General features: G+C 68.2%; 23 protein-coding genes. 20 read left to right on the top strand and 3 right to left on the bottom strand.

Going from position 1 to position 19,755, the window contains the following annotated elements:
• The first annotated feature begins 4 nt into the window (after positions 1–4).
• The 9 genes from ACZ5BH_RS02560 to ACZ5BH_RS02520 all read left to right on the top strand — a co-directional run bounded on the left by ACZ5BH_RS02560 (position 5) and on the right by ACZ5BH_RS02520 (position 5,963).
• Entirely contained in the window at positions 5–355 is a 351-nt protein-coding gene (locus ACZ5BH_RS02560; protein ID WP_464890357.1) for a P-II family nitrogen regulator, read from the top strand.
• Positions 352–756 (top strand): CBS domain-containing protein, encoded by a 405-nt coding sequence (locus ACZ5BH_RS02555; RefSeq protein WP_464890356.1) that lies wholly within the window; start codon positions 352–354, stop codon positions 754–756. The genes ACZ5BH_RS02560 and ACZ5BH_RS02555 overlap by 4 nt, the downstream gene beginning before the upstream one ends.
• On the top strand, positions 749–1,102 hold the full coding sequence (locus ACZ5BH_RS02550) for a thioredoxin family protein (RefSeq protein WP_464890355.1): 354 nt from the start codon (positions 749–751) through the stop codon (positions 1,100–1,102). Before ACZ5BH_RS02555 ends, ACZ5BH_RS02550 begins: the two co-directional genes overlap by 8 nt.
• Before the next feature lie 2 nt (positions 1,103–1,104).
• Positions 1,105–1,683, top strand: a complete 579-nt coding sequence (gene ampD, locus ACZ5BH_RS02545) for a 1,6-anhydro-N-acetylmuramyl-L-alanine amidase AmpD (RefSeq protein ID WP_464891184.1) — start codon at positions 1,105–1,107, stop codon at positions 1,681–1,683.
• A gap of 261 nt (positions 1,684–1,944) precedes the next feature.
• Positions 1,945–2,805 carry a regulatory signaling modulator protein AmpE gene (gene ampE / locus ACZ5BH_RS02540; RefSeq protein ID WP_464890354.1) on the top strand — a complete coding sequence of 287 codons (861 nt, stop codon included), beginning with the start codon at positions 1,945–1,947 and terminating at the stop codon, positions 2,803–2,805.
• Between the two features lie 147 nt (positions 2,806–2,952).
• On the top strand, positions 2,953–3,471 hold the full coding sequence (gene cobU / locus ACZ5BH_RS02535) for a bifunctional adenosylcobinamide kinase/adenosylcobinamide-phosphate guanylyltransferase (RefSeq protein ID WP_464890353.1): 519 nt from the start codon (positions 2,953–2,955) through the stop codon (positions 3,469–3,471).
• A gap of 3 nt (positions 3,472–3,474) precedes the next feature.
• Entirely contained in the window at positions 3,475–4,527 is a 1,053-nt protein-coding gene (gene cobT / locus ACZ5BH_RS02530) for a nicotinate-nucleotide--dimethylbenzimidazole phosphoribosyltransferase (RefSeq protein ID WP_464890352.1), read from the top strand.
• An 85-nt stretch (positions 4,528–4,612) separates the two neighbouring features.
• Entirely contained in the window at positions 4,613–5,218 is a 606-nt protein-coding gene (cobC, locus tag ACZ5BH_RS02525) for an alpha-ribazole phosphatase (protein WP_464890351.1), read from the top strand.
• A gap of 4 nt (positions 5,219–5,222) precedes the next feature.
• Complete coding sequence (locus ACZ5BH_RS02520; RefSeq protein ID WP_464890350.1) at positions 5,223–5,963, top strand: adenosylcobinamide-GDP ribazoletransferase; 741 nt, start codon at positions 5,223–5,225, stop codon at positions 5,961–5,963.
• Between the two features lie 256 nt (positions 5,964–6,219).
• Here the strand turns inward: ACZ5BH_RS02520 and ACZ5BH_RS02515 are convergent, their stop codons facing one another.
• A complete protein-coding gene (locus ACZ5BH_RS02515; RefSeq protein ID WP_464890349.1) occupies positions 6,220–7,671 on the bottom strand; it encodes a cobyric acid synthase in 1,452 nt (483 codons plus the stop codon).
• Between the two features lie 27 nt (positions 7,672–7,698).
• On the opposite strand from ACZ5BH_RS02515, the gene cbiB reads away from it, so the two are divergent.
• The 3 genes from cbiB to ACZ5BH_RS02500 are packed head-to-tail and all read left to right on the top strand — an operon-like array spanning position 7,699 to position 10,554.
• A complete protein-coding gene (gene cbiB, locus ACZ5BH_RS02510) occupies positions 7,699–8,625 on the top strand; it encodes an adenosylcobinamide-phosphate synthase CbiB (RefSeq protein ID WP_464890348.1) in 927 nt (308 codons plus the stop codon).
• Positions 8,618–9,616 (top strand): threonine-phosphate decarboxylase CobD, encoded by a 999-nt coding sequence (cobD, locus tag ACZ5BH_RS02505; RefSeq protein ID WP_464890347.1) that lies wholly within the window; start codon positions 8,618–8,620, stop codon positions 9,614–9,616. The genes cbiB and cobD overlap by 8 nt, the downstream gene beginning before the upstream one ends.
• Before the next feature lie 59 nt (positions 9,617–9,675).
• On the top strand, positions 9,676–10,554 hold the full coding sequence (locus ACZ5BH_RS02500; RefSeq protein ID WP_464890346.1) for a cobalamin-binding protein: 879 nt from the start codon (positions 9,676–9,678) through the stop codon (positions 10,552–10,554).
• Between the two features lie 57 nt (positions 10,555–10,611).
• On the opposite strand, the gene ACZ5BH_RS02495 is transcribed toward ACZ5BH_RS02500, so the two are convergent.
• Positions 10,612–10,968 (bottom strand): HPF/RaiA family ribosome-associated protein, encoded by a 357-nt coding sequence (locus tag ACZ5BH_RS02495; protein WP_464890345.1) that lies wholly within the window; start codon positions 10,966–10,968, stop codon positions 10,612–10,614.
• A 196-nt stretch (positions 10,969–11,164) separates the two neighbouring features.
• Between ACZ5BH_RS02495 and miaB the strand changes: the two genes are divergently transcribed.
• The 8 genes from miaB (at position 11,165) to ACZ5BH_RS02455 (ending at position 18,525) form a co-directional block, all read left to right on the top strand.
• Positions 11,165–12,508: a tRNA (N6-isopentenyl adenosine(37)-C2)-methylthiotransferase MiaB gene (miaB, locus tag ACZ5BH_RS02490; RefSeq protein ID WP_464890344.1), complete on the top strand. Its 1,344-nt coding sequence runs from the start codon at positions 11,165–11,167 to the stop codon at positions 12,506–12,508.
• 14 nt (positions 12,509–12,522) lie between these two features.
• Entirely contained in the window at positions 12,523–13,491 is a 969-nt protein-coding gene (locus ACZ5BH_RS02485; RefSeq protein ID WP_464890343.1) for a PhoH family protein, read from the top strand.
• Positions 13,488–13,952: an rRNA maturation RNase YbeY gene (gene ybeY / locus ACZ5BH_RS02480; RefSeq protein WP_464890342.1), complete on the top strand. Its 465-nt coding sequence runs from the start codon at positions 13,488–13,490 to the stop codon at positions 13,950–13,952. The genes ACZ5BH_RS02485 and ybeY overlap by 4 nt, the downstream gene beginning before the upstream one ends.
• A complete protein-coding gene (locus ACZ5BH_RS02475; RefSeq protein ID WP_464890341.1) occupies positions 13,949–14,842 on the top strand; it encodes an HlyC/CorC family transporter in 894 nt (297 codons plus the stop codon). The genes ybeY and ACZ5BH_RS02475 overlap by 4 nt, the downstream gene beginning before the upstream one ends.
• 3 nt (positions 14,843–14,845) lie before the next feature.
• Positions 14,846–16,324, top strand: coding sequence for an apolipoprotein N-acyltransferase (lnt, locus tag ACZ5BH_RS02470; protein WP_464890340.1), 1,479 nt, complete (start codon positions 14,846–14,848; stop codon positions 16,322–16,324).
• Positions 16,325–16,611: 287 nt separating this feature from the next.
• The gene (locus ACZ5BH_RS02465; protein WP_464890339.1) at positions 16,612–16,836 is read left to right on the top strand and encodes an AbrB/MazE/SpoVT family DNA-binding domain-containing protein; all 225 of its coding nucleotides are present in this window, start codon (positions 16,612–16,614) and stop codon (positions 16,834–16,836) included.
• Positions 16,833–17,264: a type II toxin-antitoxin system death-on-curing family toxin gene (locus ACZ5BH_RS02460; RefSeq protein WP_464890338.1), complete on the top strand. Its 432-nt coding sequence runs from the start codon at positions 16,833–16,835 to the stop codon at positions 17,262–17,264. The genes ACZ5BH_RS02465 and ACZ5BH_RS02460 overlap by 4 nt, the downstream gene beginning before the upstream one ends.
• A gap of 223 nt (positions 17,265–17,487) precedes the next feature.
• Positions 17,488–18,525, top strand: a complete 1,038-nt coding sequence (locus tag ACZ5BH_RS02455; protein ID WP_464889278.1) for an IS481 family transposase — start codon at positions 17,488–17,490, stop codon at positions 18,523–18,525.
• Positions 18,526–18,648: 123 nt separating this feature from the next.
• On the opposite strand, the gene ACZ5BH_RS02450 is transcribed toward ACZ5BH_RS02455, so the two are convergent.
• Positions 18,649–19,662 (bottom strand): helix-turn-helix transcriptional regulator, encoded by a 1,014-nt coding sequence (locus ACZ5BH_RS02450; protein WP_464890337.1) that lies wholly within the window; start codon positions 19,660–19,662, stop codon positions 18,649–18,651.
• Positions 19,663–19,755 lie beyond the last annotated feature (93 nt).

Raw genomic sequence — 19,755 nt, 5'->3', positions numbered from 1 at the left:
TGCCATGCACTTCAAGCTGCTCATCGTCTTCGTCGACGACGACAAGACCGACGCGGTGATGGATGCCGCCCGCCAGGCCGGCGCCACCGGCATCACCGTGGTCACCAACGCCCGGGGCGAAGGGCTGGAGAAGACCCGCACCTTTCTCGGCCTCACCCTCGAGACCCAGCGTGACGTGCTGCTGTTGCTGGTGGAAGAGCACCTGAGCCGCAAGATCCTCGAGACCATTGCCCGGGCCGGCGAGTTCGACGAAAAGCCGGGCACCGGCATCGCCTTCCAGATCGACGTGGAGGACGCCATCGGCGTGGCCCACCAGATGCAGACCCTGACCGAAGTGGTGGAGGAGGAAATATGAGCGACCGCACCCTGATCCGCGTGCGCGACGTGATGAAGACCGAAGTGGACATGGTCGATGGCATGGCCACGGTGAGCGAGGCGCTCACCACCATGCGCCACGTGGAGACCAAGAGCCTGATCGTCAACAAGCGGCACGAACACGATGAATACGGCATCGTGCTCATCTCGGACATCGCCAAGCAGGTGCTGGCCACCGATCGCTCCCCGGACCGGGTCAACGTCTACGAGGTGATGACCAAGCCGGTGATCTCGGTGGATCCGGACATGGACATCCGTTACTGCGCCCGCCTGTTCGAGAAGTTCGGCCTGTCGCGGGCGCCGGTGATCGAGAACCGTAAGGTGATCGGCATCGTCAGCTTCACCGACATGGTGCTCAAGGGCCTGTGCCGCCATGTCTGAGCCTGCCGCTCTGGCCCCGCTCGACGACGGCGACTTCCACGCCACCCTGGCCGGCCTCGCCGGGCCGGTGCTCGTCTGTTTCACCCGCCCCGGTTGCGCCGCCTGCCGCCACTGGGAACGCCTGCTGGGCGAACTGCAGGCCCGCCATCCCGAATACGCCGTGCGCCGGGTGGACGTGGAACGCAACATGGCGCTGGCCCGGGAGTTCGAGGTCTTTCATCTGCCGGCGCTGCACCTGTTCGTGGATGGCGAATATCACGCCGAAATCCAGTGCGAGGCCCGCCTGCCGGCCCTGCTCGAGGCCCTGGACGCCGCCCGCCGGGCCGAAGCGCAGGAGGCGCCGTGAACCTGCGGATCGACGTGGCGCGGGGGCTTCTGATCGGCGCCCGCCAGGTGCCTTCCCCCAACCAGGATGCGCGACCCGAGGGCGCCGAGATCAGCCTGCTGGTGATTCACGGCATCAGCCTGCCGCCGGGCGAGTTCGGCGGGCCGTTCATCGACCACCTGTTCACCAACACCCTCGATCCGCAGGCCCATCCGTGGTTCCAGGAGATCCGGGACTTGCGGGTCTCCTCGCACCTGCTGATCCGGCGCGACGGCGAGGTGGTGCAGTACGTGCCCTTCCACCGCCGCGCCTGGCATGCCGGCGTCTCCTGTCACGGCGGGCGGGAAGCCTGCAACGACTTCTCCATCGGCATCGAGCTGGAGGGCACCGACACCACCCCCTACGCCGAGGCCCAGTACCGAGTGCTCGACATCCTGCTGCCCCTGTTGCGCAGCGCCTATCCCGCCATTGGGCCGCAGGACGTGGTGGGCCATTGCCACATCGCGCCGGCGCGCAAGACCGATCCCGGTCCGGCCTTCGACTGGGCGCGGATAGCCCGGATATTGCACCAGGTCGAGGGCGGGCGATCATCCGGTTCGTAAATGGAAGGCATGATTGAAAGTTCCCGAATATTCCGGGAAAGACACCTTCTTTTGCCCGCCCTCTGCGCCGGTTCTTGCGGCTTTTCGCTCGCGCTCGCTTGCTCTTCACGAAAGCCGTAGCCGGAGCTACGCCTTTCGCTCCAGAGCGGCGCGAGTGCGGCTGCAAAGACCGCAATCATCCGGCGCCCTGGTGCAATATCCGGGCTGGCCCGGCCCGATTTGGCTTGATATTCCCGCCCCGAGCGGGGAAACTCTGCCCCCATGAATCTGATCAGCATCCTGATTGCCCTGGCGATCGAAACCTTCTACCGGCCCGTGGAGGAGCTGCGGCGCTTCGACTGGTTCGAGCGTTTCACCGACGGCTTCCTGGCCCGCAGTGACCAGCAGGCCTGGCGCGACGGTCCCCTGGGCCTGCTGGCGGTCCTGGGCGGCGCGGTGTTCGGGGTGTGGCTGGTGGATGCCATGCTGCACGGGGTGGCCGCCTTCTTCAGCTTCCTGTTCGGCATCGCCGTGCTGGTCTACTGCCTGGGGCCGAAGGATCTCGAGCGCGAGCTGGACGCCTTCCTCGAGGCGCTGGAGCGGGGCGACGAGGAAGCGGCCTGCCTGCGGGCCACGGCCATGCTCGGCCACGACGTCGGCACCAACGAACGGGACATGCTCGAACAGGTCAAGGCCGGGCTGGTCATCGAGGCCAACAACCGCCTGTTCAGCGTCATCCTCTGGTTCATGCTGCTGGGGCCGGTGGGAGCCGCCCTGTTCCGGCTCACCATCGTCCTGCGCCGCCATCTGCGCCTCATCGACAGCGGCTTCGCCCGCAGCGTCGAGGATCTGTACCGCATTCTCATCTGGCTGCCGGCCCGGCTGCTGGTGCTGGGCTTCGCCCTGGCCGGCAGTTTCGTCGACACCATCAGCCGCTGGCGATCCTTCAACGACATCTGGCGGGCCGACAGCGAGGCCCTGCTGGTGGAAAGCAGTCTGGGCGCCATCGCCCACGAGCCGCACGCCGAAGCCGACAAGCCCGACCGGGAAGGCCTCGTGCAACTCATGGCGCTCGTCAAGCGCACCCTCATGGTGTGGCTGGCGGTGCTGGGCCTGATGACCCTGACCGGCTGGATTCTCTAACCCGGATATTGCACCATGTCGAGGGCGGGCAGGAACGAAATGTGTCTACCAAAACAAGCCGATAATCCTCAATATGCCATTGCTCTTCAATCGCTTGAGTAACCGCCCGCTCTCGACATGGTGCAATATCCGGGTTAAGCGCAGGGCATGAAGGAGCTGATCCTCGGCGGCGCCCGTTCCGGCAAGAGCGCCCTGGCCGAACGGCGGGCCCGCGACAGCGGCCTGGCCGTGTGCTACATCGCCACCGCCACCGCCGATGATGCCGAGATGGCCGCGCGCATCGCCCGCCACCGGGCCGATCGTCCCGCGCACTGGACCACCCTCGAGGAGCCCCTGGCGCTGGCCCGGGTGCTGCGCGAACAGGCGCGGGAGGACCGCTGCCTGCTGGTGGACTGCCTCACCCTCTGGCTGAACAACCTGCTGCTGGCCGGCGAGGGCGTGTGCGAACGCGAGCAGGCCGCCCTGCTCGACGTGCTGCCGGCCCTGCCGGGCCGACTCCTGCTGGTGAGCAATGAAGTGGGGCAGGGCGTGGTTCCCCTGGGGGAACTCTCCCGCCGCTTCGTGGACGAGGCCGGCCGCCTGCATCAGCGCCTCGCGGCCCTCTGCGAGCGGGTGACCCTGGTGGTCGCCGGCCTCGAGCTGCCGCTCAAACCCCGGGAAACCTGAAACATGAACCCACGCTGGTACACCGAACCCATTCCCCCTCTGGACGACACCGCCCGCGCCGCGTCCCGCGCCCGCCAGGCGCAGCTCACCAAACCGCCCGGCTCCCTGGGCCGGCTCGAATCCCTGGCCGAGGAACTGGCCGCCCAGCAGGGGCGGGCGCGGCCGGCCGTGGCGCGGATCCGGATCGTCGTCTTCGCCGGCGATCACGGGGTGGCGGAGGAGGGCGTCTCGGCCTTTCCCCAGGCCGTCACCACCGAGATGGTGCGCAACTTCGCCCGCGGCGGCGCGGCCATCTCGGTCCTGGCCCGTGAACTCGGCGCGGAACTGGAAGTGGTGGACACGGGGACCGCCAATCCGCCGGGGCCGCTGCCCGGCGTGCTCGACCGGCGCATCGCTGCCGGCACCCGCAACTTCGCCCGCGAGGCGGCGATGACGGAAGCGCAGTGCGAACGGGCCCTGGCCGAAGGCCGCGAGGCTGTGCAGCGGGCCACCGCCGCCGGGGCCGAACTCTTCATCGGCGGCGAAATGGGCATCGCCAACACCACGGCCGCCGCGGCCGTGGCCAGCGCCCTGCTGGACCGGCCGGCGGGCGATCTGGCCGGGCCCGGTACCGGCCTCGATGCCGACGGCGTAAGCCGCAAGGCGCGCCTCATCGACACCGCCATCGCCCGCTACCGTGCGGCACTGGACTCGCCTTTCGCGGTCCTGCGCCATCTCGGCGGCTTCGAAATCGCCGCCCTGGCCGGCGCCTGGGTGGCCGCCGCCCAGGCCCGCCTGCCGGTGCTGGTGGACGGCTTCATCAGCAGCGTGGCCCTGCTGGTGGCCGACCGCCTCAACCCCGGCGTGGCCGCCCGCGCCTTCTTCGCCCACCGCTCCGCCGAGCCGGGCCATCAGCGCGTGCTCGAAGCCGTGGGCGCCGATCCCCTGCTGGATCTCGGCATGCGCCTCGGCGAAGGCAGCGGCGCCGCCGTGGCCGCAAACCTCCTGCGCACCGCCTGCGCCCTGCACAACCAGATGGCCACCTTCACCGAAGCCGGCGTCTCCGGCTCCGATTAACCCCCTCTCCCCCCTGGGGGAGAGGACCGGGGTGAGGGGGAAAGGGGATAATCCCGCGACACCAACAATCTTCCGAATACACACCATGCACACAACCACCACCATCGACCTCCTTCGCCACGGCGAACCCGTCGGCGGCAAGCGCTACCGGGGCCAGATCGACGATCCCCTGAGCGAGAAGGGCTGGCAGCAGATGTGGGCCACCGTCGGGGATCACCATCCCTGGGATCGGATCATCACTTCGCCCCTGGTGCGCTGCCGGGCCTTCGCCGAGGCGCTGGGCGAGCGCCACGGCATCCCGGTTGCGCAGGAACCGCGGCTGATGGAGATCGGCTTCGGCGAATGGGAAGGGCGCACCGCCGAGGAACTGCTGGCCGAGGATCCGCACCGCCTGCAGCGCTTCTGGTCCGATCCCCTCAACCACACCCCGCCGGGCGCCGAGACCCTGCCGGATTTCGCCGCGCGGGTGCTCGCGGCCTGGCAGGAGATCCTCCACCGTCACGCCGGCGAGCACCTGCTGCTGGTGGGCCATGCGGGCATGATGCGCATGATCCTGCGTCACGTGCTCGACATGCCCCTGGATCGGATGTTCCGCATCCAGATCGCCAACGCCGCCATCAGCCGGGTGCAGGTGGACGGCGAGGGCGAGGCCGCCCTGCCGCGGCTCATCTTCCACGACGGACGCCTCTGAAGCCGTGTCCGATTCCCTGCGCATCGCCTTGCGCCTGCTCACCCGCCTGCCGGTCCCGCCGCCGAAGGACCACGCCGGCGAGACCATGGCCGCCTCGCTCGCCTGGTATCCGCTGGTGGGGGCGCTGCTGGGGCTGCTGCTGGGGGCGCTCGCGGCCCTGCTGGAGGCGCTGGGGATGCCGGCGCTGCCCGCCGCCGCCCTGCTGCTCGCCGCCTGGGTGGCGCTCACCGGCGCCCTGCATCTGGACGGCCTGGCCGACATGGCCGACGCCTGGCTGGGCGGGCTGGGGGATCGCCAACGCACCCTCGAGATCATGAAGGACTCCTGCGCCGGTCCCGCCGGCGTGACGGCCGTGGTGCTCGTCCTGCTGCTCAAGTTCGCCGCGCTCGCCGCCCTGGCCACCGCCCTGCAACCGGCCCTGCTGCTGGCGCCGGTGCTGGCCCGAACGGCGCTCACGACCCTGTTCCTCACCACCCCCTACGTGCGCCCCGGCGGCATGGGCGAAGCCCTGACGGCGGCCGGGAACCGCCTGCCCCACCTGTTCATCGCCGCGCTGGCGTGCCTGCCCCTGGTGTTCCTTTGGCCCCGCCCCGCGCTGCTGGCCAGCATTGCGGCCCTGGCCGTCTTCCTCTGGCACCGCCACCGCCTGCTGCAACGCCTCGGCGGCACCACCGGCGACACCGCCGGCGCCCTGGTGGAATGGACCGAAACCGCCGTCCTCACGGGGCTGGTTTTCCTCGTCTGACGGCCACGGAAGGGTCCGCTCGGCAGGCGTACCGCTTCAGCCCCGACGAATCCCGCTTCCGATGTAGGCCGGCTCAAGCGCAGCGGAGCCGGCATTTCCAGGTGACATTTTATTGCCGGCTCCGCTGCGCTTGAGCCGGCCTACGGTGTGCATGGATGACAGGGCATTACGCCGCCGATTCGCGATCGACATCCCAGCCCGGGAAAACGAGCACCGCGGGATGGCATTTGAGCGCCCCTCGCAACCCGCCACCCTGCTACCAGAATCCCTCCATCCTCACGTGCGCGGCGAAGGCATCCGCCAGCCGGTCGATTTCCCGTTCGCGGACGGCCTCGGCGTCGAAGGGTTCCGGGTCGGCGAGCCCGGCCCAGGCGAGCAGGGTGGCGCAGGCCTCGGGATGGTCGAACAGGCCGTGGAGATAGGTGCCGAGGATCCGGCCGTCGGCGGAGAGGGCGCCATCCGGCCCATGCTCCAGTTCGAGCGCGGGGCGCTCCAGCGCCGGCCCGCGGCTCTGGCCCATGTGGATCTCGTAGCCCTTCACGGCCGCGCCGTCGAGGACGAGCCGGCCGCCGGCCCGGCGCAGGCACTTGTCCCGCGCCAGGGTGGTTTCCATCGCCAGCAGATCGAGCCCCGGCGTGCTGCCCGCTTCGCCCTCGATCCCTTCGGGATCGTGGATGGCCGTGCCCAGCATCTGGAAGCCGCCGCAGATCCCGACAAGCCGGCCGCCGTAGCGCAGATGCCGGGTGATGTGTTCCTCCCAGCCCTGCTGGCGCAGCCAGCGCAGATCGGCGGCCACGCTCTTGCTGCCGGGCAGGATGAGGAGATCGGCGGGCGGCGGCGTCTGCCCGGGGCCGACGAAGCGCAGATCCACACGGGGGTGATGGCGCAGGGGATCGAAGTCGGTATGGTTGCTGATCCGGGGCAGGGCGGGCACCACCACCCGCAGGGGCGCCTCCGCCGCGAGCCGCTGGCGGGTATCGAGGGCATCCTCGGCGTCCAGATGCAGGCCGTCCAGCCACGGCAGCACGCCGAGCACCGGGATCCCGGTGCGTTTCTCGAGCCACTCCAGCCCCGGCTGCAGAAGGGCGAGGTCGCCCCGGAAGCGGTTGATGATGAAGCCGCGGATCCGCGCCCGTTCGCTGGCCGCGAGCAGTTCCAGGGTGCCGACGAGCTGGGCGAACACGCCGCCCCGATCGATGTCGCCCACCAGCACCACGGGGCAGTCCACCGCTTCGGCGAAGCCCATGTTGGCGATGTCCCGATCCCGCAGGTTGATCTCCGCCGGACTGCCGGCCCCTTCCACCAGGATGGAGTCGTAGCGTGCGCGCAGGCGCGCATGGGAGGCCAGCACGGCGCGCATGGCCTCGCGCTTGTAGGTGTGATAGCCGCGGGCGTCCAGGCGGGCCACCGGGCGGCCATGCACGATGATCTGGGCGCCGGTGTCGGTCTCGGGCTTGAGCAGCACCGGGTTCATGTCGGTGTGCGGCTCCAGTCCCGCGGCCCGGGCCTGCAGCGCCTGGGCGCGGCCGATCTCGCCGCCGTCGGCGGTCACCGCGCTGTTGAGGGCCATGTTCTGGGGCTTGAAGGGCGCCACGCGGATGCCGGCGCGGTGTTGCAGGCGGCACAGGGCCGTGACCACCGTGCTCTTGCCGGCATCGGACGTGGTGCCCTGGATCATCAGGGTGCCGTGAGGATCGAATCGGGTCATGGGGCGTCCTGGGGTAAACTTCGGCGCATGATAACCGCATTGCAGATCCTCGTTGCCTGGCTGCTGGATCGCCTGCTCGGCGAACCGCGCCGGGCCCATCCATTGGTGGCCTTCGGCCGCCTCGCCACGCGCATCGAACGGGCCGTGTATGGCGGGGATGGCGTTTCGCCTTCGCACCGCCGCCTGCGCGGCCTGCTGGGCTGGGCGCTTGCGGTGATGCCCTTCGTCCTGCTCGCCGTTCTCCTCCAGCGCCTGCCCGCGCCCTTCGCCGAGGCGGTCGGCGTGGGGCTGCTGTACCTGGCGCTGGGCGGCCGCAGTCTCCGGGAGCACGGTCTGGCCGTGGCGCGGGCCCTGGCGCGCGGCGATCTGGCGCTCGCCCGGCGGCGGGTGGGCTGGATGGTCAGCCGCGAGACGGCGGGGCTCGATGCGGCCGGGGTGCGCCGGGCCACGGTGGAGTCGATCCTCGAAAACGGCAACGATGCCGTCTTCGGCGCCCTGTTCTGGTTCGCGCTGGCCGGGGCCCCCGGCGTGGTGCTCTACCGCCTGGCCAATACCCTCGATGCCATGTGGGGCTATCGCAACGAGCGTTACCGCCACTTCGGCACCTTCGCCGCCCGTGCCGACGATCTGCTCAACTGGTTCCCGGCCCGCCTCACCGGCCTGGCCTATGGCCTGGCGGGCCGCACGCGGCAGGCCCTGCGCTGCTGGCGCGCCCAGGCCCCGGCCTGGGAAGGCATCAACCCCGGGGTCGTCATGGCCGCAGGGGCCGGCGCCCTGGGGTTGCGGCTGGGCGGGCCGGCCCGCTATCACGGCATCCGCATCGAGCGCCCCGCCCTGGGCTGTGGCGAGACGGTGGCGGGCGACGACGCCATCGAGCGGGCCCTTGCCCTGCTCGACCGCGCCCAAGGGCTCGCCCTGGCGGCGATCCTGGCCGGAGGCCTGTTCCTTGCCTGAACACGGCGGCAACCTCTCCGCCGCCGCGCGCCGCTGGGGGATCCCGCCAGACGCGTGGCTGGATCTGTCCACCGGCATCAACCCCTGGCCCTGGCCCCTGCCATCCCTGCCCCCGGAGGCCGTCCACCGCCTGCCGGACGAAGACGATGGCCTGGTCGAGGCCGCCTGCCGCTGTTACGGGGCCCGCCACGCCCTGCCCGTGCCCGGCTCCCAGGCCGCCATCACCTGGCTGCCACGCCTGCGCCCTGCCTGCCGGGTGGGCGTGATCGGCCCCACCTATGCCGAACATGCCCACCACTGGCGGCTCGCCGGCCATACGGTGCTGACGCTCTCGCCCGACGCCGTCGAGGCGGCCCTGCCCGATCTCGACGTGCTGGTGCTGGTGCGGCCCAACAACCCCGACGGCCGGGTGGTCCCCCGTGACACCGTGCTCGCCTGGTGGCAGGCCCTGCGCGCCCGCGACGGCTGGCTGATCGTCGATGAAGCCTTCATGGACGCCACCCCGCAAGACGCTCTGGCCCCCCTGGCCCACGAACCGGGCCTCATCGTCCTCCGCTCGCTGGGCAAGTTCTTCGGCCTGCCGGGGCTGCGGCTGGGGTTCGTGCTGGCCGAGCCGCCCTTGCTGGCGCGGCTTGCCGCCTGTCTGGGGCCCTGGTCCGTCTCGGCGCCGGCGCGGCACTGGGGCACGCTGGCCCTGGGGGATGCGCCCTGGCAGGCGCGGATGCGGTCGCAACTTGGTCGTGCATGGCCGCGTCTCGATGCCTTGCTGCAAAAGGCCGGTTTGCCCCCTGCGGGTGGCACGTGCCTGTTTCGATACGTCGCGCACGACGATGCGCCGGACATTCATGAAGCGCTGGGCGCGCTGGGGATTCTGGTGCGGGTTTTCCCCGCCAACGAGCTGGCCGGTCCGGCCCTGCGTTTCGGTCTGCCCGGCAGCGAGGAAAACTGGCAGCGCCTCGCCCATTCACTGTCGATTCTGGAGTCACGATGAAACGGTCGTTCCGGTTGAGCCTGGGGCTGTTGATTTTCCTCGCGTTCCCTTCGGGCGTGATGGCCGGACAGGTTTGCGTGCGGGATGATGCTGATCATTCTGTCTGTCTCGAGAAACCGGCCAGACGCCTCGTCAGCCTCGCGCCTCACGCCACGGAGATCCTGTTCGCCATCGGTGCCGGAAAGCGCATCGTGGGTGCGGTCAACTACAGCGACTGGCCGCCGGCGGCGCGGGCCATTCCGCGGGTGGGGGGCTACAACAACATCGACGTGGAGCGCATTCTGGCCTTGCGGCCCGATCTGGTGGTGGCCTGGGCCAGCGGCAACAATGCCGCCCAGCTCGACACGCTGGAACGACTCGGCCTGGCGGTGTTTCGCAACGAGCCGCGGCGCATCGGCGACATCGCCAGCACGGCGCGCCGGCTGGGGCGCCTGACCGGCACGCCGGCCAAGGCGGGGGCCTTCGCCGAGCGCTTCGAATCCCGCTACCGGCGATTGCGCGCGCAGTATGCCGGTCGCTCACCGGTGCGGCTGTTCTATCAGATCTGGAACCGGCCGCTGCTGACCGTCAACGGCGAGCACCTGATCAGCGACGTGATCCGCCTGTGCGGGGCGCGCAACATGTTCGCGGATCTGCCCGCCCTGGTGCCGCAGGTGAGCGTGGAAGCGGTGCTGGCGGCCCGACCGGAGATCATCGTCGCCGGCAGCGGCATGGGGCAGGATCGGCAGGGCTGGCTGGCGGCGTGGCGGCGCTGGCCTTCCCTGCCGGCGGTGGCGCGGGATCAGCTCTATCTCATCGATGCCGATCTCCTGCAACGCCACGGGCCGCGCATTCTCGATGGCGCCGAGGCGCTTTGCGAGGTAGTGGAGAAGGCGCGCCGGGCAGCGGCACGTCCCGTCGGGCGGCTCAAGCGCAGCGGCGCCGCCATGCCGGAATGACGCGTTTTTCGTTCCCGGATTGAAAAAGCCCCGGGAGGGGCTTTTTCAATATCCTGATCAGACGGCCGGCGGCTGGTGATGCTTGACCTTGCCGCGGCGCTTGCGCACGAAGTCCTCGAGCTGGCGGCGGGCTTCGTCGAAGGCATCGCGCAGGGCCACGTAGAGATCCTCGTGGGCCGGGTTCTTGCCCGGATGACTGGAGACCACGATTTCCTTGCCGGGCAGGGTGATGTCGATCTTCACGGCATAGGGATTGCCCTTGTTGTGATGCTTGTGGGGCGCTTCCACGGTCACGCGGCAGCGGATGATGTCGGGGGCGAACTGTTCGAGCTTGTCCACCTTCTCACGGATCCGGGCCTCGACGGCATCGGACTTGTCCATGTTGTGGTAGACGGTCTGGAGCGGAATCTGCATAGGCATCCCCTTCTTTCTTTACGGGTTCGTGGATTCAGTGTGTCGCTTCACCGAGGATGTGGGTATGACGGAGATCAATTGCAAGCGGAACGCCAAGCGGTGACGCCCGGCAAAGCGTATCACAGCCGCGCCGGACTGGATAAAATTCGACCAGAATGCTAAGTTTACGCCCCTTTTTTCCGATGTCCCGAGACAGATGAGCGGCAAACTCCACATCCGCACCTTCGGCTGCCAGATGAACGAGTACGACACGGCCCGCATGGCCGATCTGCTCGCCGCCAGCCACGGCCTGGCCCTGACCGACGATCCCGCCGAGGCCGACGTGCTGCTGCTCAACACCTGCTCGGTGCGCGAGAAGGCCCAGGAGAAGGTCTTCTCCCAGCTCGGCATGTGGCGCGAGCTGAAGGCGGCCAGGCCCGACCTCGTCATCGGCGTGGGCGGCTGCGTGGCCAGCCAGGAAGGGGAGGCCATCCTCGCCCGCGCGCCCTACGTGGATCTGGTCTTCGGCCCCCAGACCCTGCACCGCCTGCCGCAGATGCTCGACGACGTGCGCCGTGCCCGCGGCCAGGTGGTGGACGTGAGCTTTCCCGAGATCGAGAAGTTCGATCACCTGCCCGAGGCGCGGGTGGACGGCCCCTCGGCCTACGTCTCGGTCATGGAGGGCTGCTCCAAGTATTGCACCTTCTGCGTGGTGCCCTACACCCGCGGCGAGGAGTTCTCGCGCCCGCTGGACGACGTGATCGCCGAGGTGGCGGCGCTGGCGGAGCAGGGCGTGCGGGAGGTGACCCTGCTCGGCCAGAACGTCAACGCCTACCGTGGCGAGCTGCACGACGGCGGCCAGGCCGATCTGGGCCTGCTCATCCACTACGTGGCGGCCATCGACGGCATCGACCGGATCCGCTACACCACCTCCCATCCCCTGGAGATGAGCGACGGCCTGATCCGCGCCCATGCCGAGGTGCCCGAGCTGGTGGGCCACCTGCACCTGCCGGTGCAAAGCGGCTCCGATCGCATCCTGGCGCTGATGAAGCGCAAGCACACGGTGCTGGAGTACAAGGCCATCGTGCGCCGCCTGCGCGAGGCCCGGCCCGACATCCACCTCTCTTCCGATTTCATCGTCGGCTTCCCCGGCGAGACCGAGGCCGACTTCCAGGCCACCCTGGATCTGGTGGCCGAGGTGGGCTTCGACCATTCCTATTCCTTCATCTACAGCCCGCGCCCCGGCACCCCGGCGGCCCTGCTGCCCGACGACGTGCCCCTGGAGGTCAAGAAGGAACGCCTGGCCCGCCTGCAGCAGCTTCTGCAGACCCAGGCCCAGCGCTACAGCCGGCAACGGGTGGGCACCGTCCAGCGGGTGCTGGTCTCGGGCCCCTCGCGCAAGGATCCGGGCCAGCTCGCCGGGCGCACGGAATGCAATCGTGTGGTAAACTTCGAGGGTGAAACCGATCGGATCGGGACTTTCGTCGACGTGATGATCACCGAAGCCCTGCCCAACTCCCTGCGCGGCGAACTCGTCCGCCAGACCCAGCACTGCGCCTGAATCGCCCCCCTGCCTTGAGCACCCGCGCCGTTTCCGCCGACATCGTCCTGGAGCCCGCCGACAACCAGCGGCTGGCCAACCTGTGCGGCCAGTTCGACGAGCACCTGCGCCAGATCGAGCGCCGCCTGGGGGTGGAGGTCAACAACCGGGGCAACGCCTTCCGCGTGATCGGCGATTCGCGCTCGGTGCGCGCCGCCGAAGAGGTGCTGCGCGATCTCTACGCCGAAACCGAGACCCGCACCCTCAACCCGGCGCGGGTCAACCTGCACCTGCAGGAGTCGGGCGTCGAGGCCCTGGTGGCCGACATCACCCCCCCCGACGAGGTCATCATCCAGACCCGCCGGGGCGCCGTGCGCGGCCGCGGCCCGCACCAGAAACAGTACCTGCGCAACATCGCCGACGGCGACCTGAGCTTCGGCGTCGGTCCCGCCGGCACCGGCAAGACCTACCTGGCGGTGGCCTCGGCGGTGGACGCCCTGGAGCGCGAGAGCGTGCGGCGCATCGTGCTCACCCGCCCGGCGGTGGAGTCGGGCGAGCGCCTGGGCTTCCTGCCCGGCGATCTGGCCCAGAAGATCGACCCCTACCTGCGCCCCCTCTACGATGCCCTCTACGAGATGCTCGGCTTCGAGCAGGTGGCGCGGCTGATGGAGCGCAACGTCATCGAAGTGGCGCCCCTGGCCTACATGCGCGGGCGCACCCTCAACGAATCCTTCGTGATCCTCGACGAGGCCCAGAACACCACCGTCGAGCAGATGAAGATGTTCCTCACCCGCATCGGCTTCGGCTCCAAGGTGGTGGTCACCGGCGACGTGACCCAGGTGGATCTGCCCCGCGGCCAGACCTCCGGCCTGCGCCACGTGATCGAGGTGCTCAGGGACGTGGAAGGCATCACCTTCACCTTCTTCAACGCCCGCGACGTGGTGCGCCATCCCCTGGTGCAGCGCATCGTCACCGCCTACGAGGCCAGCGAGGCGGACAAATGACCCTCGCCGTGGACGTGCAGCGGGTCGTGGACGAAGGCCCCGCGGACGACGACATACGCCGCTGGGTGCAGGCCACGCTGGCCGCCGAGGGCCGCGCGGCCGGGGCCGAACTGACCGTGCGCATCGTCGGCGAGGCCGAGATCACCGATCTCAACCGCCGCTACCGGGGCAAGGACCGGCCCACCAACGTCCTGTCCTTCCCCTTCGAGGCGCCGCCCGGCGTGCCCGTCGAACTGCTCGGCGATCTGGTGATCGCCGCGCCGGTGGTGCGCCGCGAGGCGGCCGAACAGGGCAAGCCCGAAACCGCCCACTGGGCGCACCTGGTCGTCCACGGCACCCTGCACCTGTTGGGCCACGATCACCAGACCGACGCCGAGGCCGAGGCCATGGAAGCGCGCGAAGTCGCCATCCTCGCCACCCTCGGCTATCCCGATCCCTATCAACTTCCCGAAGCCTCATGAACGACAACGCCTCCGCCGATTCCGACGGCAGACCCAGACGCAACTGGCTGCAACGCCTCGGCCACAGCCTCAAGGGCGAGATCCACGACCGTGCGCAGCTCATGGAAGCCCTGCAGGAAGCGGCCCGCAATCACGTCATCGACAACGACGCCCTGGCCATGATCGAGGGCGTGCTGGGCGTCTCCGAGATGCAGGTGCGCGAGATCATGATCCCCCGCTCGCAGATGGTGGTGGTGGAGCGCGACGCCGATCTGCAGGACATCCTGCGCATCGTGGTGGACTCGGCCCACTCCCGCTTCCCCGCCGTGGGTGAGAACCGCGACGAGGTGGTGGGGATCCTCCTGGCCAAGGATCTGCTGCCCCTGTTCCTGCACGGCGAGGAGGCGCGCTTCAACCTGCGCGACATCCTGCGCCCGGCGGTGTTCATCCCCGAGAGCAAGCGCCTCAACGTGCTGCTCAAGGAGTTCCGCGCCAGCCGCAACCACATGGCCATCGTGGTGGACGAATACGGCGGCGTGGCGGGCCTGGTGACCATCGAGGACGTGCTCGAACAGATCGTCGGCGAGATCGAGGACGAGCACGACATCGACGAGGACACCTGGATCTTCGAACACCGCAACGGCGAGTTCATCGTCAAGGCCATGACCCCCATCGAAGACTTCAACGAACACTTCGGCACCGACTACAGCGACGAGGAGTTCGACACCATCGGCGGGCTGGTCATGCACGCCTTCGCCCACCTGCCCAAGCGCGGGGAGCGCGTGCGCATCGGCGACTGGCTGTTCGAGGTGCTGCGCGCCTCCAACCGGCGGATCCACCTGCTCAAGGTCAGCCGCGCCGGCGAGGACGAAAACGCCCCGCCCCTGGCCGAACCGGCCGCCGGAGCCTGATCCATGCCGGGCGCGCTGCAAGGGCTGCTGGCCCTGCTGGCCGGGGCCGCCCTGCCCCTGGCCTTTGCCCCCCTGAACCTCCTGCCCCTGGCCTTCCTCGCCCCGGCGGTGCTGTTCCGCCTGTGGCTCGATGCGCCGCCCCGCCGGGCCGCGCTGCTCGGCTTCCTGTTCGGCCTCGGCCAGTTCGGCGTCGGCGTCTCCTGGGTCTATGTGGCCATCCACGACGTGGGCGGCAGCGCGGCCCCGGTGGCGGCGCTGCTCACCGCCCTGCTGGTGATCTTCCTCGCCCTCTATCCGGCCCTGGCAGGCGGGCTGGCCGCGCGCCTGCGCGGCTCGCGCCCGTGCCAATGGCTGCTGCTGGTGGTGCCGGCCGTGTGGACCGGCGTGGAATGGCTGCGCGGCTGGCTGTTCACCGGCTTCACCTGGCTGCAGCTCGGTTACAGCCAGATCGATCTGCCCCTGGCGGGCCTCGCGCCCTGGCTCGGCGTGTACGGCGTCTCCTGGGCCACGGCGATCAGCGCCGCCCTGCTGGTGGCCGCCGTGCGCTGGGCCGGGCGGCGGCGGATCGGCGCCCTGATCGGCCTCGGCGCCCTCTGGCTGCTGGCCTTCGCCGCCGGCCGTCCCGAGTGGTCACAGCCGGTCGGCGAACCGCTGCGCGTGGCCCTGGTGCAGGGCAACGTCCCCCAGATCACCAAGTGGGATCCGGAACAGATCCGCATCCGCCTCGACACCTATGCCAAACTCACCCGCAGCAACTGGAATCACGATCTGATCCTCTGGCCGGAAAACGCCCTCACCCTGTTCTACCACCGCCTCGAGGCCGACTACCTCCGCCCCCTGGCCGAAGAAGGCAAGGCCCACGGCGCCACCCTGATCATCGGCGTGCCCATCGAGGATCAGGCCACCGGCGCCTACTGGACCACCCTCGCCGTGCTCGGCGACCCGCCCCGGTTCTACCGCAAGCGCCACCTCGTGCCCTTCGGCGAATACATTCCGCTGGGCAGTCTCCTGCGCCGGCTGGTGGACTTCTTCAACCTGCCCATGACCGGCTTCTCCCCCGGCGCCCCCGACCAGCCGCCCCTGGAAGCCGCCGGCCAGAAACTGGCCCCCAGCATCTGCTACGAAGACGCCTTCGGCGAGGAACTGCTCGATTTCCTTCCCGAGTCCACCGTGCTCGTCAACGGCAGCAACAACGCCTGGTACGGCGACTCCTTCGCTCCCCACCAGCACCTGCAGATCAACCGCATGCGCAGCCTCGAAACCGCCCGCCCCATGCTGCGCGTCACCACCAACGGCATCAGCGCCATCGTCGATCACCACGGCCTCGTCCGGGCCCGCTCCCGCCAGTTCGAAGCCGCCGTCCTCACCGGCACCATCCAGCCCCGCACCGGCGCCACCCCCTACATCCGCTTCGGCAACACCCCCGTGATCGTACTGCTGTTCCTGACCGTGCTCGTCGGCCTGCGACGCCGCGAGTGGTAGCGGGTGGCGGGTAGCCGGGAACCGAGCCGCTGAAATCGCCTGCACGTATTCGTCCGCCCGTCCTCGACGTGGAGCAATATCCGGGTACCCCTCTCGTAGGTCGGCCTTCAGGCCGACAAGGGTTTTGCACCGAATCACATATCGGGCCTGATGTCGGGCTGAAGCCCGACCTACCTGATATCGGGCTGACACCCAAGGAGCACACTGAGCCCGTACATGATGCGCATCGACATGCAGTGATATTCGGACTAGAATCGTAATAACTTTCGTTATAACGGGTTCGATCCATGCGCAAGGTCAAGGTTACGGCCATCGGCAATTCCCTCGGCGTGGTTCTGCCGAAGGAGGCCCTGGCGAAGCTGAAGGTGGAAAAGGGGGATGTGCTCTACCTGGTCGAAGGGCCGGACGGCCTCATGCTCACACCCTATGATCAGGATTTCGAGGAACAGGTCGAGGCGGCCCGCGCGGTGATGAAGCGTTACCGCAACGCCCTGCGGGAACTGGCCAGATGAACGCGCCCCGCTGGGTGCTGCCCGACGTGGCCCGGCTCGTTCACGATTTGCTGCTGGAAGAACACGGTGGCACCCCTGGCCTGCGCGATCCGGCTCTCCTCGAATCGGCACTGCATCGACCGCAGCAGCGCCTTGCGTACGATGCCGACTGCTCGCTGTTCGATCTTGCTGCTGCCCATGGTCACGGCCTGGCGAAGAATCACCCATTCATCGATGGCAACAAGCGCATGGCCCTTACCATCGCGGCGCTCTTTCTGGAGCTGAACGGCCATCGCCTGGAAGCGCCGGAGCCCGAGGCGGTGGCGATCATCGAAGCCCTGGCGGCAGGCGAACTCGGCGAGACGGATTTCGCCCTTTGGCTCGAACGCTGGTCGGTCGCCGAGAGTGGGTCGCAGGGGGATGATGGCTGGCGGGGGGAACCGAGGTAGGTCGGCTCAAGCGCAGCGGAGCCGACAGGGTATGACTCGATTTTCGGATTTTCGCCGGCTCCGCTGCGCTTGAGCCGACCTGCGGGTGGGCAGTGGCGGATGGCGCAGAAAATGTGTATTAGTTCAGACCCGATCTGACACCTCACAGTTGAAAAAGTGAGGGTTACCGGTTTTGATGGGGGTGCGAACCCAACCCAATCAAAACACGACGGAGGTAACCCTCATGTTGCATAGTAGCGAACGAATCATCAAACACAAACTCGGCTTGCTGAATCTGGCCGAGGAATTGGGAAACGTCTCTCGAGCCTGCAAGATCATGGGGCTGTCCCGAGATACCTTCTACCGGTATCAGAAAGCGGTCGAGGAAGGCGGAATCGATGCCCTGCTGGAGCCGGACCGTCGGCGCCCGAACCCCAAGAACCGGGTGGCGCCGGAGGTCGAAGAGGCGGTGGTGGCGTATGCCATTGATTTTCCGGCCCATGGCCAGGTCCGAGTCAGCAACGAACTGCGCAAACGGGGGATCTTCGTCTCCCCCACCGGCGTGCGCAGCATCTGGCTGCGCCACGAGCTGGCCAACTTCCGGAGCCGCCTGAAGGCCCTGGAGGCGAAGATGGCCGCCGAAGAAGGGCTGATTCTGACGGAAGCCCAGGTCCAGGCGTTGGAGAAGAAGAAACTCGACGAGGAGAACCACGGCGAGATCGAAACTGCCCATCCCGGCTACCTGGGCTCACAGGATACCTTCTACGTGGGCACCCTCAAGGGGGTAGGCCGTATCTACCAGCAGACCTACGTGGACACCTACGCCAAGGTGGCCCACTGCAAGCTGTACACAACCAAGACGCCGATTACGGCCGCCGACCTGCTGAATGACCGGGTACTGCCCTTCTACGAAGCCCAGGGCCTGCCTGTCCTGCGGGTCCTCACTGACCGGGGTACCGAATACTGCGGCAGGCCCGACACCCATGACTATGAGCTGTTCCTGGCGGTCAATGATATCGACCACACGAAAACCCGGGCCAAATCTCCGCAGACCAACGGGATCTGCGAGCGGTTCCACAAGACCATTCTCCAGGAGTTCTATCAGGTGACCTTCCGGAAGAAACTCTATGAGAATCTGGCATCGCTCCAGGCCGACCTGGATGAATGGCTGGAGTACTACAATACGGAACGAACCCACCAGGGCAAGATGTGTTGTGGGCGTACCCCCATGGCAACGCTGGAGGACGGCAAGAAAATCTGGCAGGAGAAGTTCGTAGGCTGAGCTTGACCTGACAGTCGCCCCCGGAAAAACCGGTAACTGTCAGATCAAGTCTGAACTACTACAGAAAATGCCGTCATGCTCTCCATCACGTCATGATGTGTCGAGTTTCTGCGGCCATGTCCGTCATCCATCACTCCCGTAATACCCCAATGCTTCCCTGATCTGACAGGCAATCTCCCCCCGCAGCGCCTCCGGCGCCTCCACTTCCACATTCGCCCCCAGCCCCAGCAACCACCAGCGCAGTTGCAGGGTGTCGGCCACGGTGGCGCGGATCCGCACCCAGCTCCCGTCGCAGCCTTCGGCCGGCTCCATCTGCTGGTCGTCGGCCAGCGGCGTCTCCCGCAGATGGGCCGCGGTTTCCTCGCGCATGCGCAGCACCAGAGTGAGTGGTTCCTCACTCATCCGGTACTGGAACGCGCCCTCGTTCAGAAGCCTGTCGAGATCGAAGCCGTCCGGCTCCGTTACCGGCTCTTCGAGCAGTTCCAGGTGCGCCGGATCGAAACGGTGCAGGGCGTAGTGGCGCACGTCCTGATAGTCCCATGCGGTGGCGAGCAGGTAGGCCACCTCGTTGCGCAGCACCACGCCCAGCGGGCTGAGCACGTATTCTCCCGGTGCGCCGCCGCTGCGCGAGGCATAGCGCACGCGGATCCGCCGTTTTTCGGCCAGGGCCGTGAGCACGATTTCCACCACCGCCGGCGGGATGGCGGCGGCCTGCAGCGGCATGCTGCGCGGCACGAAGCGAATCCGCTCCAGCACCGCCGTCTGTTCCGATCCCAGGATCCGCTCGGCGGCGGCCAAGTATTTCTCCAGCGGCGCAATCAGCCCCGGCATCACCGGCTGCAGGAAATGATCGGCCAGCTTCAGCGCCAGGGCCTGAACGGGGTCCATGGAGGGGATGTTCACCTGCTCGGCATCGGCTGCCCAGAACCAGCCCAGGGCGTCGCGGTTCCCGTCGTTGCGCAGATCGGGAAAGATGGCCTGCAGTGCCTTCAGATCCCGCTGCAGCGTGCGCAGCGAAATGTCGAAGCCTTCTTCTTCAAGGCGTTTCAGCAGATCGCCGGTGCCGATGCGTGGCGCCGCGCCTTCCCGGTGCCGGGGAATGAGCTGCAGGGTGCGCAGCAGCCGATGCACAACCATATATGACGAGCTTCGTTTGTTAGGCGACATATTGTGTCGTTGTCTGTGTATCGAGACGTTACCTTGTCTCCTGTCTTGAGCGAATATACGCCG

The sequence above is a fragment of the Thioprofundum lithotrophicum genome (assembly GCF_055387065.1).
This window is presented reverse-complemented; position numbering and strand designations above follow the sequence as displayed.